At 41.4% G+C, this 24,638-nt stretch carries 24 protein-coding genes; 17 read left to right on the plus strand and 7 right to left on the minus strand.

What is annotated here, in order from left to right:
- The first annotated feature begins 152 nt into the window (after positions 1-152).
- Both ACN20O_RS13700 and ACN20O_RS13705 read left to right on the plus strand, forming a co-directional pair.
- Entirely contained in the window at positions 153-2,294 is a 2,142-nt protein-coding gene (locus ACN20O_RS13700; protein WP_491634486.1) for an AarF/UbiB family protein, read from the plus strand.
- Positions 2,295-2,313: 19 nt separating this feature from the next.
- Complete coding sequence (locus ACN20O_RS13705; protein WP_491634487.1) at positions 2,314-2,691, plus strand: response regulator; 378 nt, start codon at positions 2,314-2,316, stop codon at positions 2,689-2,691.
- Positions 2,692-2,819: 128 nt separating this feature from the next.
- Here the strand turns inward: ACN20O_RS13705 and grxB are convergent, their stop codons facing one another.
- Positions 2,820-3,458, minus strand: coding sequence for a glutaredoxin 2 (gene grxB, locus ACN20O_RS13710; protein ID WP_491634488.1), 639 nt, complete (start codon positions 3,456-3,458; stop codon positions 2,820-2,822).
- Between the two features lie 69 nt (positions 3,459-3,527).
- Between grxB and ACN20O_RS13715 the strand changes: the two genes are divergently transcribed.
- The 4 genes from ACN20O_RS13715 to ACN20O_RS13730 all read left to right on the plus strand — a co-directional run bounded on the left by ACN20O_RS13715 (position 3,528) and on the right by ACN20O_RS13730 (position 7,411).
- Positions 3,528-4,664 carry a hypothetical protein gene (locus ACN20O_RS13715; RefSeq protein WP_491634489.1) on the plus strand — a complete coding sequence of 379 codons (1,137 nt, stop codon included), beginning with the start codon at positions 3,528-3,530 and terminating at the stop codon, positions 4,662-4,664.
- Between the two features lie 17 nt (positions 4,665-4,681).
- Entirely contained in the window at positions 4,682-6,001 is a 1,320-nt protein-coding gene (locus ACN20O_RS13720; RefSeq protein WP_491634490.1) for an MFS transporter, read from the plus strand.
- 1 nt (position 6,002) lies between these two features.
- Positions 6,003-6,449 (plus strand): phosphatase domain-containing protein, encoded by a 447-nt coding sequence (locus ACN20O_RS13725; protein WP_491634491.1) that lies wholly within the window; start codon positions 6,003-6,005, stop codon positions 6,447-6,449.
- 269 nt (positions 6,450-6,718) lie between these two features.
- Entirely contained in the window at positions 6,719-7,411 is a 693-nt protein-coding gene (locus ACN20O_RS13730) for a hypothetical protein (RefSeq protein ID WP_491634492.1), read from the plus strand.
- Here ACN20O_RS13730 and ACN20O_RS13735 read toward each other — a convergent pair.
- Positions 7,408-9,402: a thiamine pyrophosphate-binding protein gene (locus ACN20O_RS13735; protein WP_491634493.1), complete on the minus strand. Its 1,995-nt coding sequence runs from the start codon at positions 9,400-9,402 to the stop codon at positions 7,408-7,410. The two genes, ACN20O_RS13730 and ACN20O_RS13735, sit on opposite strands and share 4 nt — an antisense overlap.
- Before the next feature lie 218 nt (positions 9,403-9,620).
- Here ACN20O_RS13735 and ACN20O_RS13740 point away from each other — a divergent pair, with 218 nt between their 5' ends.
- The 4 genes from ACN20O_RS13740 (at position 9,621) to ACN20O_RS13755 (ending at position 14,911) form a co-directional block, all read left to right on the plus strand.
- Positions 9,621-9,875, plus strand: a complete 255-nt coding sequence (locus ACN20O_RS13740; protein ID WP_491634494.1) for a hypothetical protein — start codon at positions 9,621-9,623, stop codon at positions 9,873-9,875.
- Positions 9,876-9,900: 25 nt separating this feature from the next.
- Positions 9,901-11,340, plus strand: a complete 1,440-nt coding sequence (locus ACN20O_RS13745; RefSeq protein WP_491634495.1) for an aldehyde dehydrogenase family protein — start codon at positions 9,901-9,903, stop codon at positions 11,338-11,340.
- A 54-nt stretch (positions 11,341-11,394) separates the two neighbouring features.
- Positions 11,395-12,831, plus strand: coding sequence for a glutamate--tRNA ligase (gene gltX, locus ACN20O_RS13750; RefSeq protein ID WP_491634496.1), 1,437 nt, complete (start codon positions 11,395-11,397; stop codon positions 12,829-12,831).
- 397 nt (positions 12,832-13,228) lie between these two features.
- Positions 13,229-14,911 (plus strand): c-type cytochrome, encoded by a 1,683-nt coding sequence (locus ACN20O_RS13755; RefSeq protein WP_491634497.1) that lies wholly within the window; start codon positions 13,229-13,231, stop codon positions 14,909-14,911.
- A gap of 4 nt (positions 14,912-14,915) precedes the next feature.
- Here the strand turns inward: ACN20O_RS13755 and ACN20O_RS13760 are convergent, their stop codons facing one another.
- Positions 14,916-15,482, minus strand: a complete 567-nt coding sequence (locus tag ACN20O_RS13760) for a 3'-5' exonuclease (protein ID WP_491634498.1) — start codon at positions 15,480-15,482, stop codon at positions 14,916-14,918.
- 65 nt (positions 15,483-15,547) lie between these two features.
- On the opposite strand from ACN20O_RS13760, the gene ACN20O_RS13765 reads away from it, so the two are divergent.
- The 3 genes from ACN20O_RS13765 to ACN20O_RS13775 are packed head-to-tail and all read left to right on the plus strand — an operon-like array spanning position 15,548 to position 17,185.
- Entirely contained in the window at positions 15,548-16,039 is a 492-nt protein-coding gene (locus tag ACN20O_RS13765; protein ID WP_491634499.1) for a YajQ family cyclic di-GMP-binding protein, read from the plus strand.
- A gap of 1 nt (position 16,040) precedes the next feature.
- Entirely contained in the window at positions 16,041-16,640 is a 600-nt protein-coding gene (locus ACN20O_RS13770) for a hypothetical protein (protein ID WP_491634500.1), read from the plus strand.
- Positions 16,640-17,185, plus strand: a complete 546-nt coding sequence (locus ACN20O_RS13775; RefSeq protein WP_491634501.1) for an NUDIX hydrolase — start codon at positions 16,640-16,642, stop codon at positions 17,183-17,185. Before ACN20O_RS13770 ends, ACN20O_RS13775 begins: the two co-directional genes overlap by 1 nt.
- On the opposite strand, the gene ACN20O_RS13780 is transcribed toward ACN20O_RS13775, so the two are convergent.
- The gene (locus tag ACN20O_RS13780) at positions 17,155-19,398 is read right to left on the minus strand and encodes a hypothetical protein (protein WP_491634502.1); all 2,244 of its coding nucleotides are present in this window, start codon (positions 19,396-19,398) and stop codon (positions 17,155-17,157) included. The genes ACN20O_RS13775 and ACN20O_RS13780 overlap by 31 nt on opposite strands.
- Before the next feature lie 190 nt (positions 19,399-19,588).
- On the opposite strand from ACN20O_RS13780, the gene ACN20O_RS13785 reads away from it, so the two are divergent.
- From ACN20O_RS13785 to ACN20O_RS13800, 4 genes are all read left to right on the plus strand, one after another.
- A complete protein-coding gene (locus ACN20O_RS13785) occupies positions 19,589-20,881 on the plus strand; it encodes a hypothetical protein (RefSeq protein ID WP_491634503.1) in 1,293 nt (430 codons plus the stop codon).
- Positions 20,882-20,958: 77 nt separating this feature from the next.
- The gene (locus ACN20O_RS13790; protein ID WP_491634504.1) at positions 20,959-21,315 is read left to right on the plus strand and encodes a hypothetical protein; all 357 of its coding nucleotides are present in this window, start codon (positions 20,959-20,961) and stop codon (positions 21,313-21,315) included.
- Positions 21,316-21,493: 178 nt separating this feature from the next.
- Positions 21,494-21,835 carry a hypothetical protein gene (locus ACN20O_RS13795; protein ID WP_491634505.1) on the plus strand — a complete coding sequence of 114 codons (342 nt, stop codon included), beginning with the start codon at positions 21,494-21,496 and terminating at the stop codon, positions 21,833-21,835.
- Positions 21,836-21,849: 14 nt separating this feature from the next.
- Positions 21,850-22,221, plus strand: coding sequence for a hypothetical protein (locus ACN20O_RS13800; RefSeq protein ID WP_491634506.1), 372 nt, complete (start codon positions 21,850-21,852; stop codon positions 22,219-22,221).
- Here the strand turns inward: ACN20O_RS13800 and ACN20O_RS13805 are convergent, their stop codons facing one another.
- From ACN20O_RS13805 to ACN20O_RS13815, 3 genes are read right to left on the minus strand one after another with little or no spacing between them, the layout of a single operon-like run.
- Positions 22,222-23,100 (minus strand): Fpg/Nei family DNA glycosylase, encoded by an 879-nt coding sequence (locus tag ACN20O_RS13805; RefSeq protein ID WP_491634507.1) that lies wholly within the window; start codon positions 23,098-23,100, stop codon positions 22,222-22,224.
- Positions 23,101-23,136: 36 nt separating this feature from the next.
- Entirely contained in the window at positions 23,137-24,369 is a 1,233-nt protein-coding gene (locus tag ACN20O_RS13810; protein ID WP_491634508.1) for a site-specific integrase, read from the minus strand.
- Positions 24,366-24,638, minus strand: a complete 273-nt coding sequence (locus ACN20O_RS13815; protein WP_491634509.1) for a helix-turn-helix transcriptional regulator — start codon at positions 24,636-24,638, stop codon at positions 24,366-24,368. Before ACN20O_RS13815 ends, ACN20O_RS13810 begins: the two co-directional genes overlap by 4 nt.

A 24,638-nucleotide genomic window follows, 5' to 3' on the forward strand; every position in this document is an offset into this window, starting at 1 on the left:
GGCCACCATACCTTTTTGAGCAAAATTCTCAAGTAACCTGAAAACTTTACACAAGCCTATGATAGTAGGAACAGCTAGGTGTTTTTTATTTTATTTTCATGCCTTAGCTCTCTTTTTATAAGGTCTTATGCTGGATAACCGATAAAACACTTATGAATAGAAATAAGATAAATTTTATCCTCGTCACTTTAATCCTCTCAATGCTGGCCTCTTCATGTTCGTACTGGCCCAAAACCCATGTCGACAATGAGCAGAGTAGAGAAATTGCGGCTTCCGAAGTCGATCAGATTATTGAGGAGCTCAAAAGTTATTATGAAAGCAATATCAGTCTGGCCAGAAAGCAAGAGATCCAGACTATGCAGGAAAACCTTCTTAAGTATTTGATCGAAGCAACCTCGGCCGATGATGCTTACAAAATCAAAATCTATAAAGAAGCCTCTGAATACTTCAATAAAGTCTATCCGTTGATTCTCTCTAATTTGAGAAATGAAAAGCAGGGGATTAATGAGTTTAAAGAAATCAAGAAGGCTCCACTTTGGACATTAAAAGAAGAGCTTCGTTTCCTTAATAAAGAAGCTGACTCTCTTCCTGCTCCAAAAGTAAAGATTGATTTGATTCAAGGTCTCTCTCTTCTGTCTCAATTCTATAAAGGTGTTGATAAACCAACTAAAGAAAAGATTGGGGCCAATTACCAGGCCGGTGTGACGAAAGTGATGGGGGAGAATTTTGATCTTCACCCAAGCTTTAATGAAATCGAAACACTGCTTGAAAGCGATGGCACTGACGAAGAGAAGATTCTCAAGGCCATTGGTACGATTGAAAAGAAAATCAATAAACACGAATTGAGAATCAGACATATTGGAAGCGAGATCGCTAAAAGTGGTCACGTCGATATGAACAACACTCAGTTGAGGCTTGTTGTCACATTCATGGATTATTACTTCAACAAGATGCCAGATGACGTGATTAAAACCATCATGTCTGAACTCGTCACTGGGGGCGCGAAGCTTCCGGAAGAAGAAGTGATGAAGATTGTTTTTCAAAACACAGGTCCAGGGCTTGGAAAAGTTTTGCAACAGATTGGAAAAGAACAAGGGGTAGGAGATAAGTTCTCTAAGCTCATGGGGATTTTAGAGTCTTCAGGTAAAGAAGTTCCTATTCATTTAGTGCGCGAAGTAGTTGAGACTGATAAAGGTGGGTTTGAAGTTAAGGACATTATCAAAAAACCTTTAGGAACCGGGACTATCGCTCAGGTTAACCGCGCAAAGATATGGCATGATGAAAAAGAAGTGGATGTGGCCCTGCGCTTTTTAAAGCCGGGAGTTGGCAAACGTTGTAAGGAAGATATCGCGATCCTTCGTCAGTTCGTTCCAGACAACGAGGCACTCTTTGCCAAAGAAGGAGTTGAGGATATCAAGATTATGTCGACACTGATTGATAGTGTTGAAAAATTCCTTGATGAGGAAGTAAATTTAAGTGTTGCCGTTGCCAGACAGAAAAAAGCTTTTGAAGTTTATAACCGTTCGATAAAAGTTTCTGGTTCGCCAAAATTTAAAATGCTGGAGATGCGCGTGCCTGAAGTTTATCTTCCACCTGTTGGAAAATCAAACCTGCACATTCAGGAATTCGCCGGTGGAGGTGTAAAGTTTGCTGAGTTAGATGATACCGCCACAAAAAAGATTGTTGCTGAGGAAATGGTAAGAATGTGGTTTGAAGAGGCCCTATTTAAGAGTGGTTTCTTAAATGCCGATCTTCACCAAGGGAACTTCCGCATCGTCTTAATTGAAGAAGACAACAAGATTAAAGTTCATCTCTATGACTTCGGTCTTTCGTCAACACTGACAAAAGAAGACCAACGCGCTTTCTTATTAGTAGGGGCGGGAGCTTATATGAAGTCACCAAGCACCCTGGCCGATGGGCTAATGGTGTCGATGGAGTCACAGGATAAGGGCCTGCGTGCGAAACTCTTAAAAGACATTGAATCTGAAATGAAGGTGAGTCCGAATAAAAGACCAGAGGACTGGGTTGTCTGGTGTGTACAAAAGAATTACTTCGTCTCAGACAATCTGGGGGCCTTTGCCCGTGGATCACTTCTTTTAAAGCAGCTCCCTGAAAGTATGGGAGAGACGGAAATGTTCAAGGATACCATCGTTAAGACGGCGGTGAGAAATCTGGGGCACGCTGTTGCTGACCGCGACTATGAGTATCCCTTAAAGAAAATCGACATGGTTAAGATAGGGGCACGACAACTAAAAAATTATTGCATGGACATTTTTAAGTCGTTTTTTAAATAGTCGATGTTATACTTTTTTTATGGATAAAGTGAAACCCACTATTCTACTTGTCGACGACGATTCTGGCCTCCTGGAAGTCTTTAAGGAAGGGCTGGAAGATTTGTCCTTCAATGTCTTGATCGCCCATAACGGCGTTGAGGCCAAAAAAATCCTTGATCAAAAAAAGAAAATTGACTGCCTGATCACTGACATCACGATGCCGGAGATGAATGGGGCGGAGCTTGTCACTTATCTGCGTGGGAAAGATTGGGATATCCCGGTCTTTTTCATTACCGGGTACATGGATTACTCGCGCGAAGTTTTAAATTCATTTCACCCGAAAGCGGTGATCTTTAAGCCGTTTGATATTGAAGAGGCGGCGCTTTTAATTAAGAATCATTTTTTAAGAGCTTCTTAACTACTTCCAGAAGTCTTCGTAGCTGATCGAAAAAATGCTCCAGTGGAGCATTTTTATTAGTGCTGAAAATAAGAAGAGGTCATTTGTTTTTAAGGAGTTCGATCAGCCGTCGCAGGATAAAATTCGAACTATCTCCAGAAGTCTTCATGATAATTAAAACCAGTCAACTTCTTCACCCTCTGAAGATACTCATGCACCTTCACATCAAACTGATACTCCGGCACAACATACATCCCCCACAAGTGGGCGGCGATCATAATGTCCATGATCGTCAGCTCTGAACTCTTATAAAACGGTTTTAATTCCGTTAAAAGTTCCGTGCTGATCACTGCATTCAATTTATCTGCAAACGTCTGTTGATTTTTTACCAGGTCTTTAAAAGGCCCACGCTTCACTTCCTTTTTTGTTTGGAAATAACGGCGAGAGTTCTCATTAAACTCTGGAGTCCAAATCCAGTAAGGCATGGCAAGGGAGTGAACAGGAGAGCCGATTTTATCCAGGAGCGGGTTTAAAACAGCTTCATTCTTAGCTAGCTCTTCCCACTTTAATAGATTCTTGGGATCGTTGAGTTTTAAGATATCTAAACTTTCATTCATCGCACGCCCGTCGAATTCCATTATCGGGAGCATCTTTTTTCCAGTGAGCTTCAGAGGAGTCGCCTCATCATCGTAAGGTGTAACGTGAGATTCATAGGTTACTTGAAGTAAACCAAATCCCATGCGGACGCGGACACAAAAAGGGCAATGAACATAGTGGTAAAGTTTCATAATTGTCAGTTCTCTATTAGGTCGGGTTTACTTACTAATCTCCTCCCAATATACACCGATATGTGCTCTATGAAAATAGCACTTTGGTTGACATTTTTTTCTTCGACACCCCTTCTGTCACAGGAATTTTTACCTCCTTCTGACAAAGATCTGATGGCGGTGAGTTTTAACTTTTTAGAAGAGTCAAAAAAAGTGATGTCAAAAGTCCCGGAAGATGACTGCGACAAAAAACGTGAGAAAGAAAAGAAGGTGGTAGAAAAACCACAAGGTCAGGAAATTTTTTGTTTGTGTGAACTTAAAGAAGGACAAATTAAGGATCCCTCGCTTCTTGAATCACTGATTGGTGAGTACGATTCTGAATTAACTATCAACACAGGTAACGACAATTTCTTGCATGGGGGCCTTCAGAAAATGGGGGATAAGGCCCGCTCACTTGATGGCGATGACCGCGGAAGAACATTTAACGGCGGTTTAAACTACAGTTTGATTGGAACCGAAGGTGAGCTTAGTCTCAAGCTGGATTCAACAGGCTTTGGAAAATTCAGTAAGATTGATGGTTATAGAAAAACACCCGAAGGAAAATATTATTTGAATTTTCGCGAAGTCAACACGCTTGATTTGCGGCTGGATAAAAATTTCAATAAATCAGAGACTGAAAAATCTTACTGGATCGGAGAGTTTAAATTCACCAACGAAACTGACGATGGAAATTTAAGCCGTGGGGTTCAGGAGTGGTGGCATACATTTAATAAAAAGCAAATGGGAATGAATGTTATTCAGTACAAGTACTTAAACGAAGAGCCAGATAAAAACACCGTGACCATCATGGGAGGTCTCGGAAAAGAATGGATTAAAAATATCGGCAACTGGAAATGCCAGACGCGCCTAGAGGCCAAGGCCGGAGCGAGTGTCGATTTCTCTGGAAATATGTCGATGGAATTGGCCGCTAAGGCCGAGAATAAACTTTCGCACTCATCAGTTCCATGGCTTGCCCTCTCTACCTGGGTTCAAGCGGGAACGGGGGCCATGGGTCTTGGAGGTGAAGGTGGAATCATGCTTTCTGCTGAGAAAAAATTTAGAAAAGTCACTATCAAGCCTTTTATTGGCATTGAACGTCATAGAACTCCAATGGATAAAAAATTTGGCGAAGTTTCCGGCAATCCTTACGAGAACTATCACGTTTTAGGCGTGACAATTAAGTATTAATTGATCAACATAAGTGCATGAGAAAAATTTCAAAAGAACTCAATGCGCTTTTTTGGACGCAGCTCTACGGTGCACTTAACGACAACCTTTTTAAAAGTGCCCTGGTCATCCTGATTACTTATAAAAACATCAGCCTTTTTGGAGTGAATCCAGCTTCAATGGTTGCCTTGTGTGGTGGTGTCTTCATCCTTCCATTCTTTCTAGTTTCAGCGACCAGTGGACAATTAGCTGACCGCTTGGACAAAGTCTGGCTCTCTTACCGTATCAAAGAAGCAGAAGTAGGGATTGCCATTCTTGGGGCCTTGGGGCTCATGATGGATAATTACTACATCATGCTCTTAGTGCTTTTTTTACTGGGACTGCAATCGACTTTTTTTGGACCAATCAAATACTCACTTATCCCGCACTATGCACCTAAAGAACAACTGATCTTCGCAAATGCTATGGTGAGTTCCGGAACATTTGTGGCCATTTTATTGGGAACAATTATTGGTGGGATCGCAGCGAGCCTCGGAGACAATTACTGGCCTTTAATTGCGGTGCTTTTAATTATTGCTTACCTCGGGCTTTATTACGCAAAAAAACTTCCACTGCAAAAAGACCCTAACGAGATAAACGATGTAGACCGCCAGATTAAAGTTGACTGGAATTTTTTTACGTCGACGAGAGATATTTTAAAACTGGTTTTTAAAAATCCTATGACAGCGCTTTTGATTGTGGGACTTTCTTGGTTTTGGTTTATGGGAGCGGGGCTTTTATCGCTTCTGCCTTTAGTCGCCAAAGATATTTTCCATGGAAGTGAAGCAGTGGCGACAATGATGCTTTTTACTTTTACTATTGGAATGGGGCTTGGCCCTTTTATCCTGGAGAAGGTAACGAAGGGAAGAGTGAAACGTTGGATCATCCCGATGAGTTTAGTGGCAATGACTCTGGTGATTTTTGATTTATCTTACGTTATTAAAATTGCTTCAAGACAAAGTTTTCTTTTGAGCCTGACTCAAAATATTGGGATCAAAGATTTTTTTGCACTTAACATGAGTGCGAGAACGATTGTCGATTTATTTCTCCTTTCTCTTTTTGGTGGAATGTTTACTGTTCCCCAGTTTGCTGAACTTCAAAGAGTGACTAAAGATAGCGAACTGTCGCGCATTGTGGCCGGCAATAACATCATCAACGCGCTGGCGATGGTGAGTGTTTCAATTCTCCTGATGTTCTTTCACCAACAAAAATTTTCTCTTTCTCTGATCATGGCCATCCTGGGAGGTCTGAATATCGGTATGTGTATTGCTCTTTTATATTTTTATAAAGAGGAATTTAATAAGTTCTGGAGATTTTAGTTTGAGTAAATACAATGCCATTCTGGTGGATTTAGACGGAACTCTTTGCAACGTTGAACACCGTGTTCATCACGTAAAGAGCAAACCAAAAAATTGGAAGGCCTTTAACGAGGCCATGGATCAGGATGAATCTTATTTCTGGTGTATTGAACTTATCGCGGCCATGAAGGCCCGTGGTTACCGAGTGTACTTTGTGACTGGAAGAGATGAGAACTTCCGTGGGATGACGGATGCATGGCTTAAGCGTCATAACGTTCAGCATGACGGACTATACATGAGGGCCGCAAACGATTTCCGTGAAGACTCTGATGTGAAAGAAGAGTTGTACAGGAATGAAATTGAGAATCATGCTCAAGTATTATTCGTCGTAGATGACCGAAAAAGCGTCGTTGAACGCTGGAGAAAAATGGGGCTTACATGTCTGCAATGTGCTCCTGGTGATTTTTAGGAAATCTTAACATTCAATCAAAAATCCTTGTGGTAGAAATGCTAGTCGCTCAAACCATGAAAAAGGATTTTTTGGTTATGAATACATTCTATCAAGTTCCTAACTGGCCCCTTGTCTCGTTTGAAAACGAAGCCTTCATGAGTCTTAAGAAAATGTTAGTGGGTTTTCTCCCTACCTATTTGCTTAAATCAAGGCCTTCTATTAACCTATCCTTAGATTATTACGGATTCGATACTCTCTTCATTGAGAATTACTAAGGAAGGTAAAAAATGAAACTAACTTTGGTTGTGGCGTTCGCCATGTTTATGTCTGTTAGCTGTAAAATGAATCAAAAAATTGATGATAAACCAGATCAGGGAAATCAACCGATTGTTGTTTCATCTGAAAGAAACTTTACTGATTCAGAAGTTGTGATCGGAAAAAGAATTTGTGCCGCTTTAAAAAACAAGCGCGAACTTTTTGAGACGATTACAAATATGCAGGAGCAATTCCGCTTTAGAGGTGAGGGCAGAGAGTGTGGAGCGGTTAATCCATCGACTGTGGCAGAGTTTACAGCGGCGATTTCAAATACGAGTACAACTGATTTTGAATATGTTTCGACAAAAACGAATTTCTTTAGAGACGTCATCACTGACCAATCAGGTGTGATGAAGCCTTTCTGTGATGCTTTTGCCAAGAATGGCGCTGTTTCAAATCAAATCACAAGCGGAAATAACTTTCTTCGCCTGAACCTGTTAATCAGTGAAGGTTATGATCGTATTGAGATTGCGAAGCTTAACAAGGATAAATCGCTTGTGAGCACTGAAGCGGTTTCAATTATCACTTCAACGACACAAGCGGGTAAGAAATTTTTTGGAGTGGAAAAAGACCGCATTCGTTACTCTCTTTGTTCAAGTGCAACGAATGCAAAACAATTTTCTTCAGTTAGACAAATCTGGCTAAGTGCTATAACTCCCTTTTAGTTAAGGGAGTTATAAGCTTTAACAATTCCTTCAGCACTTAGATCAAAACGAGCATAAAGCTGGTCTGCTTTATAAGCAGACTGGCCGAATTCTCCGCCAATCCCTAGAGTCTTAGCTTTAAATTGAACACCATTCGTATGAAGAGCGTGAAGGATCATTGATCCCATTCCACCTAGAACCTGGTGATCTTCAATTGTGATAAGTTTACCGTTTGTTTTTGCAAGAGCAGACTTTAATGTTTCAACATCAACATGGTTAATGAATGAGTTGTTGATAACTGTCGCTTTAACACCTTTATCAGCAAGAAGCTTTTGAGCGCTCAATGCTTTTCCAACCATTGGTCCTGCCGCCACGATTGTAACGTCAGATCCTTCAGTTAAGATATTGGCCTTGTTCCAAGTGTACTTCATTCCATCAACGTAGCTCACTGGGTGATTTTCTCTTCCTAAGAAGAAAACAGTAGAGTTTGGAGTTTTTCCAGCTTCGCGGTCTTTGGCGAAGTTTACTAGGCAGTCGTACATTAGAGCTTCAGCTTCACTTGAAGAAGAGCAGTTCACCACGTTCATGTGTGGGATAGATGAAAGAGCGGCAAAGTATGTTGTCGCTTGGTGAGAAGCACCGTCAGCTGCATCCTGAAATCCAGTGTGCGAGAATAGAGCGATCACTGGTGCTTGAGAAAGACCGGCCATAATGAATGGAAGGTTTCCTTTTGTAATCCCGAATTGAGCGAATGTATCCACGATTGGAATTAATCCAACTTTTGATAAACCGATAGCAGATGAAACCATGTTTGCTTCTGCAATACCAACGTCGATATAACGATCTGGGAATTCTTTATGGAAAGCTTTAATCCCTGTTGAACTCTGAAGATCAGATGAGATTGAGAAAACCGGAAGACCTTCTTTAGCTGCACGGATAATCGCGCGGGCAAATCCGTCCTGAACTTTTTCAGTTTTTGGAGCGTTCGCCGCCGCTTCTTTTGGAGCTGGCTTAGATTTTAAAATATCTTCTGCCCAAGTTACGAATTCTGCTGGAGCTTCACCGTTATAAATTTCTTTTACGAACGCTACAAGTTTGTCATCGTAAGCAGAAAGAGGGTAGCCGTGGCCTCCACTTGCACTTTCTACAGTTGATTTAACACCGTAACCTTTGATTGTTTTAAAAACGATGGCCACTGGTTTTGCTGGGTTTGCTTTTGCTGATTCAATTCCTGCTTCAATCGCAGTGAATACTTTTTGTAGGTCGTGACCTTCAGCAATTTTTACAACATTCCATCCAAGTGGTGCCAGGGCCTCAAATGTAGGATTCATTGAGAATGAATCAGCATCAATTCTTCCACCAAGTTTTGTGTTGTTGTCTGAAACAATCATTACAAATGGGTTCATTTTATTTTTAGCGGCAAGTCCCGGGATCGCAGCGAATGATTCGCGGGCTTCACCTTCCATTGCACCACCATCAGAGATCGTACAAATTGTGACTCGGTTGTTGCCTACGATTTTATCGGCCATCGCTAAACCTTGAGCTTGCGGAAGACCTGATCCCAGTGGACCGTTAGAGATTAAAACTCCCTGTGGGTTTAGGTGAGCTTCACCGTGACCAGTTAATTTACTTTCGATGCTTCTGAACTTGCGAAGGTCATCAAAAGATTGCCCATCAAATCCATAGTTCGCGCGAAGAGCGTAGATACCGTTTTCAGTGTGTCCGGCATCGTTAACAAAATGGAATTCTTCAAACCAGTTTTTATTTTTATCTGCAAACATTAGTGCGTGAGTTGCGGCCATGATTTCAGCAAAGGCAGCAGGTCCACCCCAGTGGCAAGCAGCTCCTCCGATTGTTGCGTGTTGATTCATCAGTGCTACAAGTGCACGAGTGGCGCGAGGATCAGCAACAGTGACATCCTGACCAGCTTTGTTCTTAACTGTCAGAGCATATTTTGGAGATTGTTTTGGGTTCGTTGCGAGCGATGCTTTAAAGTTGAGCGCTTTAATCATGGGGGAATCTCCTACGGGGTTAGTTGAATTGGTCTAAAATTTGGTAAAGCATAGCAAAACTTTGTGGCATTTTTTAGGATTATTTTCCTAAAGATTTATTATGCTTAGGGCCTAAAACTAAAGGGAAAAGTCCGAATATACTCACTTTCCCGTTATAAGTTCGAAAACCCTTAAGAAAATGGCCCTCTTTCCGATAAAATCTGTTGTGAGGTAGAGGTATGTGCGAAATTTGTAAATCAGAAGGCAAAGACTACAGATTCCTAAATGGTGCTAAAGACCATATTGTGACTCAGCAACTCTATAAGGTTTATAAAAACTCTGTTGCCCCTGTGCGTTTATGCTATATCCACTCAATTGAACTTTTCATGATCGGTGAGAAGAGATTCCTGAAAGAGCACCTTTCTTTTGCGCGCGCTCTTGCGACTCGTTCAAAAAAATTATCTTCCGCTGCCGACTCTCCATTTGGCTTTTAGGTCTCAGTGTAGCTAAAATAGCTGCATGGAAAATCGAGACGTTTTACAAGCAAAAAGTTTTATTAACAATGAATGGGTTGGTCACTCAACGACTAATATTTTAGTTGTAAAAAATAAGTTCGACCAAAGCCCTCTGGCCACGGTGTCCTACGCTGATCCCTCAGAAGTTCAGTTCGCTATCGCCAACTCGGTTCAGGCCTTCCAGAGCTATTCTAAAATCAGTGCAGCTGAAAGAAGAGACTACCTGCTAAAGATCAGGGAAGGGCTTTTCCAGGAGCGCGATAAGTTTATTAATCTCATTGTCTCTGAGGGTGGAAAGCCCGTAAATTACGCCACTCAAGAGGTGGAGAGATCTCTCTTGATTCTTCAGTCGGCAGCTGATGAGGCCATCCGTGTAGGTGGAGAAGTGGTGCCAATGGATTTTGGTTTAGGTAAAGGCAAATCGGCCTACACTAAAAATTATCCGATTGGACCTATCCTGGCGATTTCTCCTTTTAATTTCCCACTCAATCTGGCCATGCATAAAATCGCTCCGGCCTTAGCAGTTGGTTGCCCGGTGATTTTAAAACCATCACCCTATACACCACTAACAGCTCTTGCCCTGGCTTCATTATGTAAGCGCGTTGGTCTTCCGGCCGGCGTTTTAAACGTCGTGGTTTGCCAGAATGAAGAAGCGTCTCTAATGCTAAAAGATGAACGCTTAAAAATGCTTTCTTTCACCGGCTCTGCCGAAGTGGGATGGAAGTTAAAAAGCGAAGCAGGAAAGAAAAAAGTTGTCCTTGAATTAGGTGGAAATGCTGCCGTTATTGTCGATCGCACGGCAAATTTAGATGAAGCCGCTAAAGCGATTGCCATGGGTGCTTACAATTACGCCGGACAAGTGTGTATCTCCGTTCAAAGAATCTATGTTGACGCTGGAGTCTTTGATGAGTTTATTGAAAAACTTAAGACTGAAGTCGGTCTTTTAAAAATTGGAAACCCGGCCGAAGAAGGTGTGGTGGTTGGACCAATGATTGATAGAGTTCACATCGATAGAATCGACAGCTGGATTCAGGAAGCTAAAACAAAAGGTGCTCAGGTCATCTTTGGTGGAAGCGTGCTTGATTTGGAGCACTCGCTTTATTCTCCAACACTTTTAACCAACACAACTTCTGATATGAAGATTGTTGCTGAAGAGGCCTTTGGCCCAGTAGCGGTCATTGAAAAAGTTCAGTATTTTGATGAAGTCATTCGCGAAATCAATCGCTCACGATACGGGCTTCAAGCAGGATTGTTTACCAATCAGCTCTCGCAAATGAAATACGCCCACGAAAACCTGGAAGTCGGGGCCCTGATAATCAATGGGGTGCCGGGGTTTAGAATCGACACGATGCCTTATGGAGGGGTGAAGGATTCAGGTTTTGGGCGCGAAGGTGTGAAATACGCCATGGCAGAGATGCTTGAAGCGCGCCTTCTCGTGTACTAGTCAGAGAGAATCTGCTATATTAGGCTCTCACGTTTTTTGAATTTGGAGAGCCTCATGACTGTTCGCGTACGCTTTGCCCCATCACCAACTGGATACCTTCACATCGGAGGAGCTAGAACTGCGATGTACAACTACCTTTTTGCTAAAGCAATGGGTGGAAAATATGTTCTTCGTATTGAAGACACCGACACTGAAAGATCAGAAAGAAGATATGAAGAAGCACAAATTGAAGACCTGAAGTGGCTTGATCTACAACACCACGAAGGACCAGATGTCGGGGGAGACTATGGGCCGTACAGACAATCAGAGCGCCTGCACATTTACAAAGAATACACTGACAAACTTTTAAAAGAGAAAAAAGCTTACCGCTGTTTTTGTTCTGAAGAACTTCTGGAAGAAAAGAAAAAGATCGCTGAAGAAAAAGGTCTTTCTCCCCATTACGATGGAACTTGTAGACATTTATCTGAAGCTGAGGTTGCCGATAAAATGGCGAAGGGAATTCCTTCAGTCGTTCGTTGTATCACTCCGAAAAAAGCTTACACGTTCACAGATAAAGTTCGTGGCGAAGTAACGTTTCCAGAAGACATGGTAGGAGACTTCGTTATCGTGCGCGCTAACGATATTCCTGTTTATAACTTTGCAGTTGTCATTGACGACATGACGATGAAAATCTCTCACGTTATCCGCGCTGAAGAGCACTTAAACAACACTCTTCGACAGCTGATTCTCTATGAAGCTTATGGAACAACACCTCCAACGTTCTGTCACGTTTCTCTTCTGATTGGTCAAGACCGCCAGAAGCTTTCAAAACGTCACGGGGCCACTTCGGTAAGACTTTACCAGGAACAAAATTATCTTCCATCAGCGATGCTGAACTACCTTCTGCAATTAGGTTGGTCGCACCCTGAAGAAAAAGATATTTTCGATATTCACACGCTGGGAACGATGTTCAATCTGGATCGCTTTACTAAGTCTGCTGCGATCTATGACATCGTAAAACTTAACCACATCAATGGTGAGCACCTAAGACTTCTTCCGACAGAAAAACTTATTTCTGAAGTGGAGAGAATTCTTCCAGCTGATCACCCATTCCATAAAATGGATGCAGAATGGAAAGCTCGTTGTGTGACTTTAAGTAAAGAAAAAATGAACTTTTACAGCGATATCATTCCTCTTCTAAAACTTTACTTTGACTGCGAAGTTTCAACTGAAGCGGATTATGTTGAGGCAAGAAGCTGGGAGACGACGCCTCAAATTCAAGCTTACTTAAAAGGTGAGATTGAAAAAGCCAAAGCAGCTGGCAAAAAATTTGTCACTGAAGCTGAGTACAATGAGTGGAGTAACCACGTTAAGGGCGAACTTAAAATTAAAGGCAAGCAGTTATTCATGGGAATTAGAGCGGTTTTAACTCTTCAGGCCCACGGGTCTGACTTGAAGTTTATTATTCCTCTGACTCCGATTGAAGTTTTAGAAAAAAGAATCAATTTGTAATTTACTTAAGGGCTTCTTCGGAAGCCCTTTTTTTTGGGCTGTTTTTAGGTCTTTTAATTGGCGCTGAAATAGAAAAGATACGTCTTATTTTGAGTCGTAAATACAGAATGTTATGAGCCCAACTACTTTTTGTAGCAGGTCTTTAAAAGAAAAACCGGACCGTGGAAGGCCGGGCAAATGGCCTCGTATAAGAACCAAGGGCGCTGCCTGAATATGGGGCTAACCGGCACAGGGTGCACCCCTCAAAAATAGGGCCAATTCTGGTCATTTGATAACGAAAATCAGCTTTTCCCATTCACATTCCTTACAATTCCTCATCTGCGGCCGTTTTCCCTTGTAGGATCGTTTTGGGCGCGATTAAATTTTCTCATCATTTTTTAAGCATAAAGGGGACGTAATGCTTACTTTAATTATGGGACTTGCTTTAAGTTTACTTAATCCAGCTCACGCTTCAGTCAATCCTGACTGGTCGTCTGAGGCCATCCTGATTCCGGGTGAAGACCGCGCTAATATCTATCAGGTTTCGCCGGAAGAATTAGAGCAGTTGAAAATGAATGGTTACAAGCACGCGATGAAATACCCGGTGACTGTCACTGGACTTTTAATCCCATACCGTCCGCTGATTAATGTTCTAAGTTCAGACAATAAAAATCCTGTTAAAGAAATTATTCTGGCCATCACGAAGTCGTATGCTGGTTTTAAATCAGAAGCAGAATTCTATGAATGGCTAGGTCTTTCAAAGTTTAACCCAATTACAGCAACGGGGATCTACAAGATGCCTCGTCCAGAAGGACAGTCTGAAGCTCTTTATGTGGGAGCTGGGATTATTAAAAACGAAAATGGCGAAGGCTTAACCTTCAGCTGTTTTGCCTGTCACTCAACAAGCCTCTTTGGAACAACGGTCATGGGTCTGACGAACAAGCGTCCACACTCAAACAAGCTCTTCCATATGGCCCGCCAGGTAGTGCCTAAGATCCCTAATGCAATTTTTAAAGCGAGTTCAAAAGCAACCGACGGTGAATTGGCGATGTTCATCCGTACAAAGAAAAACATTCTTTCAGTCGATAGCGTTGTCCCTCAAGTTCACGGCCTTGATACTTCTCTTCCACACACAGCTTTAAGTTTGGCCAGAAGAAACAACGACGAGTACGCGACGAAAAACCCGATTCTTGAGAGGTTCCCGCGCGATAATGAATTAAACACATTTGTTGCTGATTCTAAACCTATGCCATGGTGGAACTTAAAATATAAAACAAGATGGCTTTCAGACGGATCTGTTGTCAGCGGAAACCCGATCTTCACTAACTTCTTATGGAATGAATTAGGAAGAGGGACGGATTTAAAAGAATTAGAAAAGTGGATGCAGGATAACAGCAAAACGATTCAAGAAGTAACAGCGGCCGCTTTTGCGACAGAAGCTCCTCGTTACACTGATTTTTTCCCGGCGAGCTCAATTGACTTAGAAAGAGCAAAACGCGGAGAAAAACTCTTCAACCAATCATGTATGAAATGTCACGGAGAGTACCAGAAAGCATGGAATGCAGATAATGCGAGCGAGCTTTCTTCAGTTGATCTTCTGACGACAACCAAAGTGATCTATCACGACAAGACGCCGGTTAAAGATGTAGGGACAGACCCGAACCGCTACCAGGCGATGAAGTATTTCTCTGATGCTTTAAACAACCTGGCGATCTCAAAATGGATGAAGACCACAGTTGAGCCACAAGTGGGATATGTTCCACCTCCGCTAGTGGGGATCTGGGCGAGATACCCATACTTCCACAACAATTCGGTTCCAACCCTGTGTGCGGTTCTGAGCAAAGAAGAAGATCGTCCTAGAACATTCGTTCTTGGGCCGGCCGTCAATAAGGCGACTGATTTTGATCAAGACTGTGTTGGTTACCCGACTGGAAATAAAATTCCAAAAGAGTGGCTAAAAGACACAGAGGCGACTATTGATACGAAAAAGTCGGGCCTAAGAAATATCGGGCACACAAAAATGTTCCTTGATGAATCTGGGCGCGAAAAATTCACGATGGACCAGAAAAGAGACATCATCCATTTCTTAAAGACGTTGTAATGAACTAAGAGTGGGGATTTAGCTTTTCGTAAAGCTTGCGGCCGATCCATGCATCGGTCGCGGCGTACTGAAGTTGGTCAGGTTTTAAGTCGTGGGCTTCCCAATTTGAAAGCTTCGCCTTTTTGCTCAAAGTGAAATTCAGAATCTCTTCCGTCATTCCCTTTAAACCAAAGTTCTTCATATTTCTTTCCTTCGCGATCTCTGAGAGTTCTACGAACCCATGAGGGGTGAAGGGGAAAAGCTTTTGCAGGGCCTTAATATCATCTCTAATCGCTACTCCGGCCTTTACCACGTGCTTGTCTTCGAAGATGATCTTAATTAAAGAAAAATCTTTTAGGAAATGCAGACGGAACAAGACAGCGACATCGTCACTCGCCAACTGTAGCAGTGAAACGTTATAGAATTCACCCTTCTTAAAGGCAGGTTTGGTTTCTGTGTCAAAGCCAATTAAGAGCTGGTCTTTAAGCAGTTCTATGGCAGGGGCGATCTGTTCGTCCTTAGTGACTGTGATAATCTGGCCTTTGAATTGGGCGCGTTCGAAATTTGGAGCGGGGTCTAATTTATCATTCATTGTAAAATTACCTAACTATTTGTACCATCATCTGGGTAAAAGTCTAAGCATAAAATGGAGTAACCATGCCTTCTTTCGACCTAGTTTCTAAGACAGATATGATGGAAATGAAAAATGCCATCCAAATGGCCCAAAAAGAAATCGGGTCCCGCTACGATTTTAAGGGCAGTAACATCACCCTGGAGTTAAAGGACACGATTATTGAGCTAAAGGCCGAAGATGATTACAAAATGAGGGCCGCACTTGATATTTTAAGAAGCCAATTGGTAAAGCGCAACATTGGCCAGAGATGCATTGATCCTGAGAAGATTGAGCCGACTGGAAACAGGATGCTTAAGCAGGTTATTAAGATTAAAAACGGCATTGAAAAAGACAAGGCCAAAGAGATCAATAAAATTATCAAAGAATCAGGGCTGAAGGTTTCTTCAAGCATCATGGATGACAAAATCAGGATCACTGGGAAAAAGATCGATGATCTTCAGGGAGCTTTTCATTTGCTTCGCACTCACAAAGAAGTGGATATCGAACTGCAAATGGAAAACATGAAGAGAGACTAGTGTGAACAAGTTCAAAAAAGCGATTCCTTATCTTTTGGTTCTGCTGTTTCTAGGCTGGGCTTCGTATAAATTTTTTATCGAAAGAAAACCTGAGACTGAGCCAAAGATGACTCTGGATTGGGATCAACTCGATGCCACCTCAGGATCAAAACCAGAAGAGTCGCCGGTCACTTTGAAAAAAGAAACGCAACCAGAAGATAAACCAGAAAAAGTCCGCGAGTACACTTCACTTTCAAAGAGTGAAGAAGACAAGTTCCAGGCCTTTGATGAGATGGAAAAAAAATGGCTTTTGGAAGTTAAAACGGTTATCGGCGATCAGTTCTATGCTCAATACTTAGAAATGCGCGAGCAAAACGAAAAAGAAAAAATGGAAGCGTACAAAGAGTACCACGATTATCTTCGCCGCAAGCACGGTGATAATTTTAAATACAACATCTCAGAAGACCAAAGCATTCGCGAAAAGAAAATCAACCAGGATTACTTAAAAAAACTTTTAGAGCTTATTGGTGAAACAAAGTTTCAGGCCTACATCAAGGCCCGCGATAAGATCAATGAAGACAATCGCAGAGCAGGTAAAGAGTTCATTCAAGTGGAGTTCTAGTGAAAATCACCAAGTGGAAAACGGTAAGTTCCGAAGTCGCATTAAAAGCTAATATCTTTCGTTATGTGAAAGTTAAAAGTGAGTCACCGACAACTGGAAAAGTTGGGGACTTCGATATTATCCAATGTTTAAACTGGGTGAATATTATCGCGATTACTAAAGATAAAAAAGTCGTGCTTATCAAACAATACCGACACGGGATTGATCAGGTCACGGTTGAAATCCCTGGTGGAGCAGTTCATTTCAATGAAGATGTTTTCCTGGCCGCCCAAAGAGAGCTGCGTGAGGAGACGGGTTATACTTCTTCAAATTGGAAGCATATCGGACGAGTTGACGCCAATCCGGCCTTTATGAATAACTACTGTGACACTTACCTTGCCCTGGATGCAGAGAAGACTCACGACCAGGAATTTGACCCATTTGAAGAGATTGAAGTTTACCTTCGAGACCTAAAAGACATCCCCCAACTTGTTGGGTCAGGGGAGATTTCTCATTCCTTAGTTGTTGCGGCGTTTTATTTTTTAACTGCTGCTGGAGAGGCCTGATTGACCATGTAGTAAAGCAGCTTTCCGATGTTTAAGCGCTTGGCCTCGATTTTATCCATAAATGTATCGCGACAGAAGTCACTTTGAACGCACGAATTAAAGATTCCGAATTGAGCATCCGTCATCCATGTTCCCGTCTTAGGAACTTCCATTTTTGAGGCCATATATAAGAAAACACCCTTCGCATACTTTTCTTGCTCAGGTTTAAGGCCCGCAAGTGTGATAATAGAAGCACGGTATGTGAAGAAGGCCTCAGATAATTCTTTATAGTCGATGATGTTATCAGAGTTTTTGTCAAATCTAATAAATGTTGTTTCGATGTTTAACATCGCACCGATAACTAGAGTTGTATCACGGCGGTTAACTGGAACACCCGGAGCATTGTTGTCGCGGGCAAAACCTTCAACACCCTTTAAGTAGTCCATGGTTTCTTTTTTGCTCGCTGTCGCATAGTAATTTGCCAGGCGAGGAAGAGACTTTTTATAACCAAGTTTATTTAAAACAAGATCGTAGAAATTTTCATTAAAGCAGCTCGTTTCAAACACCGGGTCTTCAGCATTGATGCCTGGATCACAAAGACCTGTCAGGTTTTCACTGTGTTTTCCTGAAACTTCAACCGCAGTTAAAAGCATTCCGATGTACTCAGTCGCTTCGTTGATATTGATGGCCTGGTCACCGTTAGACTGCTGTTGGAATAAGTCAGCTAGCAACACAGCGTTGCGTGAGAATGTCTGGAAGTTAGGCGACCACAGTTTTAATTCCTGCAGGAGCGGTTTAGAGTCCAGAAGGAATTTTGAAAACTCATCCATTGAAAGCTGCATTTGCTTATTGGCATCTGTGTGTCCGTAAGCTTTTAAAAGCTTCCAGCTTAGCCATTTAGCAATATTCACTTCAATGAAGCCAGACTTGTTTCTTAAAATTTGAGTGTCGTAAAAAGCAGTTCCCGTTGAGTCCCTGAAGTAGCGGAAGTTGAAAACGATATCAGCAAAACTGGTATAAAGTTGTTCTAAACGGGGCTTGTTTGTGAAGACATCGTATTCAGGAAGTTGTTTAAACTTAAATTCTTTCGGGTCCACTGGCCCTGGTTTGCTCAAGATGTGGTTGTTGACGGCATCATCATAAGTCACATGGTTGAAATACACTTTCTCAAAAAAGTCGTGAACCATGATTAAAACAGTGTCTAAATCTTTAAGGGTGATAGAGTCTGGCTTCCCCCCAATAAAGCGCGCTTTAAGCGCTTCAATACTTGGTTTAAAGGACTCTACGTCGTAGTTCTTTAAAAGCTTTTCAGCGAGTTTTACCACCTGCTCTGAGTTTAAAAGCTCAAAGTCATCCTGGTTGAATTTGATTGAGTGGTAAAGGTTTCTTACTGTCAGAAGGTAGAAGCGCATTTCGTCTGCTTCTGATTTAAAATTCTCTGACTTGCAGTAATAGACATCAAAGATAAGACCCATGATGCGTGGTAGTTTGGTAATAAGGTCTTTTAACTCGTCAGTCGTGATGACTTCTTCATCCCCACCAACGATGACTTTTTTAAGGAAGATAAAAGAGTCGATACTTTCATTATCAATTTGTCCGTCGCCAATTTTCTTACTCATGTCGAGGATGAACTCGCGCATGTTTAGTTTTTTGGCCATTCCCGGAGACTTATCGATAACACCTACAGCAGCAGCGGCAAAACGCTCTGTTGATTCTTTAAATCTTTGACGAAGTTCCCAGAACTTCAGCTGGTTTTTATCTTCATCCATCGTTTTGATGATGTTGGTAAGAACCACGGCTTCCTGGTTAACTTGAACTAGAAGTTCAAAAAGAGGAGAGATGTTAGTGTGTGAAATGCGGTCAGCTTCATCTTTTAAAAGCAGCATGTTTAATTGGAAAATTAAACTTAGCCCTTTAATAATTGAATCACTTTGCCCTTCAAAAAATCTTTTAACGAAAATACCTAGTTCGGCCTCTGTAACTGTTCCAGGGTGTTTAGCGCGTACATATTTCGTGAATTGAATGAAGTTTTCTTGTAAGCATTTGATTTGTTCTTTTTGATCTGCTTTAAAAATTTCGCCTAGTTTTGAGACATCGATTTTACAAGTCTGTAATTCGTCTGTCTTATACACGTCCACGTTTTCAACCGGTTTGTCGGAAACGTATCCGCAACTAGTGACGGCAAGGCACAAGGCGATCACTAGGTGATTCAAGAGCTGCTTAAGTTTTTCCATAATAAACAGTTTAAAGATTGAATAGATAATGTCAAAATGGAATCTCCATAAATGAGTGTTTTTTACAGTGTTTTGAGTCTAGAACGCGTCAAGATTTTGTTAAACAAAAGACAGGCCAAAGGGCCTGGGAGAGCATGTGTTTTTTAGTAAGTATTTTTTACATAGTTTCTTGTTTTTAACGCTTTTTTCATTGGGAAATACCTCTCTTTCGGCCGCTACAGCAGAGCTGACTTATGAGAAATATATCCGCCTCAATAAACCAGTAAACCGCAGCGACACAGGGGAGTGGTTGGGGCTTTCATTTGAGACTGCGCTCCCTGAAAAGAAACTTGATACCTTCTTGATGGGTGACCTAAGATTCTATTTTCAGGACAATAATTCGTTTAACTACTCACTTCAGGAAGCCTACGCGGTCTATCAAAACGATGACTATAAGATCACCATCGGAAGAAAGATCCTCGACTGGAATACCAATGAAAAATATTGGAGTTTGGGTTATCTAAACGCCCTGCAATCTTTCACGCTTCTCAGCACAGAAGAGGAAGGAGTGACGGGACTTATTTTCACCAAGAGATATGGGAACTTTGAATTTGATATTTTAGGTTCGTACCTCTTCATCCCACAAATTAACCCTTCGATCGATTTTAAAAACGGAGAGGTCAAAAGTCATAGTGAATGGATGAGACTTCCTCCGAAAAAAACAGTGGTCAGTGGTCTTGAAGTTCCCATTTACTACTCAATCACAGATTACCAGATCGAAAAAATTGTTTTCAATAAATCACTCGGGGCCAACGTTCGTTATCACTGGTCAAACGGGGGAGCTTCGGCCTTTGCCATTTATAAACCAGAAAATAAACTACGAGTGAACGCCAGTGCTTACTACGACAACTTAAATACCGGCAAAGTTATTGTTACGGCCGACCCGACTGTTAATCACCACGCTTATTATGGCGTGCAGTTGTTTCAGTCTTTCGGTGATATTAAAGCGCGTGGAGGTTTTAGTTACGTTGACCCGAACGCTAAATTTGGTAAAGACTTCCTGATTGATATTTCAAATGCCAGAAAGACATTTAAGTCGGACTACTTCAACATCAATCCTCGTTACGATAAAGAAGCTTATGCTCACATGAGTTTAAACTACGACAAACAAAAAAATTATAAGCTAACTCTGAATTACATTCACCTGCTATCGGATAACATCCGCGGTAACGATGACTTCTTCAGTGATACGGTCAAGTGGAAGAGTACCTTTGGAGGCGGATTCCAGTATTTCTTCAACGACTCGTTCGATATTGCTTTTGATTTAAAGTACGACATCGAAAGAAAAGACAATATTGTTAAAGGCGAAATCAGCTATAACTACGTTAACAAAATCCGTCTGGCATTAGGGCTTGAAGTCCTAAAAGCACCGGATAAAAACTCGTACTGGAGCTACTACCGTACCTCTGACACACTTTATAGCACGCTGGGCTTCATATTTTAAAAAGAAGTCAACTGGCCAACACAAAGGCCTTGGATTATGCTTTTTTTAGGAACACTTAAAATAAACAGGATGCGTATATGAAGTATTTACTAATGGCCCTTTTAACATTTTCTCTTTCTCTTCAAGCAGCTGAAAAAACAAAAAAAACAGCAAAGACATCTTCTGCCACTTCAAAAACAATGAGTGAATTAGGAAAGATTGATCAGAGCACTCTTGATTTAGAAGCTAAAGATAAAAAAGCAGACATTGCGGACGAGACTGCTCTTTACACTGAACCAGGAAAAATAAAAGTAAACTTTTCATGCAAGGCCAAAGATGGTCACGAAATCAAGCAAGGCGAAAAAGGATATGATGAGTGTCTTCAAAAAGTGAAGAACGATAAAAACAATCCTCATGGACCAAACGCAGATATCAAAATACACCTAGGAAATTAATTTTCTTCTATGTAATGGCCCGCTTCAATGAGGCGGGCATATTGACTCATTATCACTCCAACTTCTTCAAGTATTCTTTTCATTTTTATCACTTAGCACTGGCACGGTCTTTGTATTCTTAAATGTAGCTCATTTGAATTGAACACCAATTCAAAGTTTTATTTTTAAGGAGGCCATTATGAAATTCACCCTGCTTGCAATCTTGGCAACCTTCCTGAGTGCAGGTTATGCCAATGAAACAACTTATATGTATATGGATAGCGCAGCTCCACACGACAACCACAGCGCCGCTTATCCAGATAGAGCTCAAGTCAGAACAAGCACAGTTATAGAAAAAGATGAAATCAGTGACACTGCTAGTGTCAACCAAGCAGCAACCAGACGCGATTACTCCCGTGAAAATAATCAAATGAGAAGAGCAAGCTCTCCTGGCTGTAAAACCCATCATGGCCAATGGTTAAGACCACAAGATGAAGGTTACAAAAAATGTATGAATATGCCCGATACAGAGAAAAAATAGGAGAGAGTTACTTTATGAAATATGCAACAACGATTGCGTTTTTGTTTTTTATCACAACAGCCTATGCACAAATGCAAGACATGAATATGAATCGTCCAACTTTCGGAAACCAAGTTCCTAACCGTGGAACCACAACTGGAAATGTGCGAGATGGTTCAGTCCGAGAAGACACCGTCGGCACGGGCCAGTCATCTACCATTAGAAATTCAAATAACGGCGCAAGCCCTAGAACCATGAACTCCAATCCACCTACATCGAGGATTTTCCCCAATGACCCTGCTTACTGCACGGACACAACCGGAAGACGATTTGTCCAAGGTGATGTCGATTACCGCAACTGTGTAGACTCAATGAATAGAATGAACCGCAATTTTCAAGGCAGATAATTATTTTTGGCAGACGGGACAGTGATATGTTCCTCTTCCGGCCATCGTGGTCTTAATGACCTTCGTGACCTTGCCTCTTTCCAGACACATTTGACAGTGATGTTGATAAAAAACGACCAAGTGTTTTACACCTTCGCCTTTAGATCCGTTAGCGTCTCTGTACCCACCACTAAAAGTTGTGCCCTTTGTTTCAACGGCGCCGCTAATAACGACATCCATGGCCGCTTTCATCTTTTCGATTTCATCGGCTTCAATATCGCCAGCAAGTCTCGTTGGAAGAATTCCTGCGCGCGCACAGATTTCAGAGGCCATATAATTTCCCACGCCAGGGAAGGCCTTCTGATCAAGCAGGAAAGGTTTAATGGGCTTGTTGGGGTGTGAGTAAAGGGTAAGAGCGATCTGTTCTTTATCGAAGTCTGGGCTTGAGATATCAATTGGAAGAGAGTCTTCTTTCTTTTTAAAGTTCTCGTCACTTAAAACATAAAGATGCCCAAAGCGTCTTGGGTCAATATATGTGAGAACGCCAAACTCGGATTTCTTTTTGTCGATGAATTCAATGTGTCCATGTTTTTCAGAAAGTGGAGCGTGGGACATTTGCCATGAGCCGCTCATTCCGAGGTGAGAGAGTATGTGGCCGTATGGGGCCAGATCGAAGATAAGCCATTTGGCGTGTCTTCGGATTTTAGTGATAGTGAAGCCTGTTGGGTCGAAGTCCATTTGTTTGACTATTCGTTTCGTCAGGGGGGAGAAAACCGCGGCCTCGATTTTTAGAGGGAGGATGGGGTTGATTTGGTTTTTGATGGTTTCGACTTCGGGTAACTCCGGCAATGTGTACCTAACCTTTTGAAAATATTCAGTCGAGCTGGTCGAAAATCGCATGAGTCCGACTCAGTCCGACTGAATTTATATCACAGATTAATTAGCTTTTGCACGTTTTAGCCTTATCACATTTTCAAAATCGGTTTGAATATTGGAATCATCATTCATTTTATTCCTGATATGCTTCATAATCATTTCTGAGAAATGCTTTTGATCGTCTTCAGTTGTCTTTGAATAATGATCAGCTAGCTTCAAATCTTTATGTCCAGTCATTGCAATAACAGCATCTAATCCACCTCCAACTTGTCTTGCAAGTTTGGCCATGCCATGTCTAAGAATATGTGTTCCAGTATAAGGCACTCCACTTTTTCTTTGAGCTGCACGATAGTTTACTTGAATTGTGCCGTAGTTAAGCGGATTACCATCTACATGAAATACATAATCGTTTGCTGGCAATTTGAATGCTTGTCTTCTCAATAACACTTCCATAATTTCATCGGTAATAAAGACTGCCCTAGGTTCACGATTTTTAGGAAAAGGTTTTAGTTCAATAAAAGTTTTTAGAGTCATATCCCAGACACAAGTTTCTTTTATTAACAGTCTTCGATTTTTTAGATCGACATTTTTCCATTGGATGCCTGAAACCTCGCCAATTCTTCCTGCCGTAAAAAATTGCATTTTTGCAAGGTCTCGATAGAGTGGCTGAAGAAATTCAAAGAATAGGAAAGCATCTTTCAATTCAATTTGCTTTCTCTTATCTGGAAGTGGTTTGATGAATCCCATCTTTTTATGCTTCTTCTTAACTGGACAAGTTAGAAGTAATGCTTCTTTTTCAAAAAGCTCACTTTGTTTGTACCAGTTAAAAATACAGACAAAAAGATTTAGTTCGTTGTTTAGGTTGCAACGACCAGATCGACCTCTTCCCGAATTTTGATAATCTTCAGTAGAGAAATGTGTAACCCAGTAAATAACCCAATCTGAAATCTTTGAAGGTGTAATTTGATCCATTGGAAGATGCTCTAACGTTTGAATGAGTTTGTATCTTCTGTGCCAAATATCTTTGGTAGATGTTGCTAGAATCGGGAAGTGGTTTCGTTGCATTGACTCCCAAACTTCTTTTAGAGTAGAGCACTTGCTTTGCTCATTCTCCACCTTGACCTTTGTACCATCAAACTTCTTTTGCCATTGTTTGGCTTCATACAAAGAAAGAAATGTTGAAGTATGAAGTTTGCCACTTACTCTTTTTTCTACAAGATATTTATGTGTGATTTCATTTTGATAAATGCCTTTAGCACCTTTAATCTTTTTATAGTTTTTTGATCTGCTCATGTTTGTTCTCCTTTTAACCAAGCGATAATTTCACTTGGGACAAACACTAACTTTCTTTTTCTACCACGCGTTCGATAAGGTATTTCTCCACGACTAACTAAGTTGTAGATTGTTCCTTTGGCATAGCTAGTAAAAGCACAGACCTCGTCAATTCCCCATATTAAATTGTTAAAGAGCGATGCTTGAGACGTTTCCGCTTCAATGCCCGACTTACTATAGCATTCTTGAATGGAAAAGTGATCTAAAATGTTCTGATTATTTGTCATCAT

The sequence above is a fragment of the Bacteriovorax sp. As-1 genome (assembly GCF_058446905.1).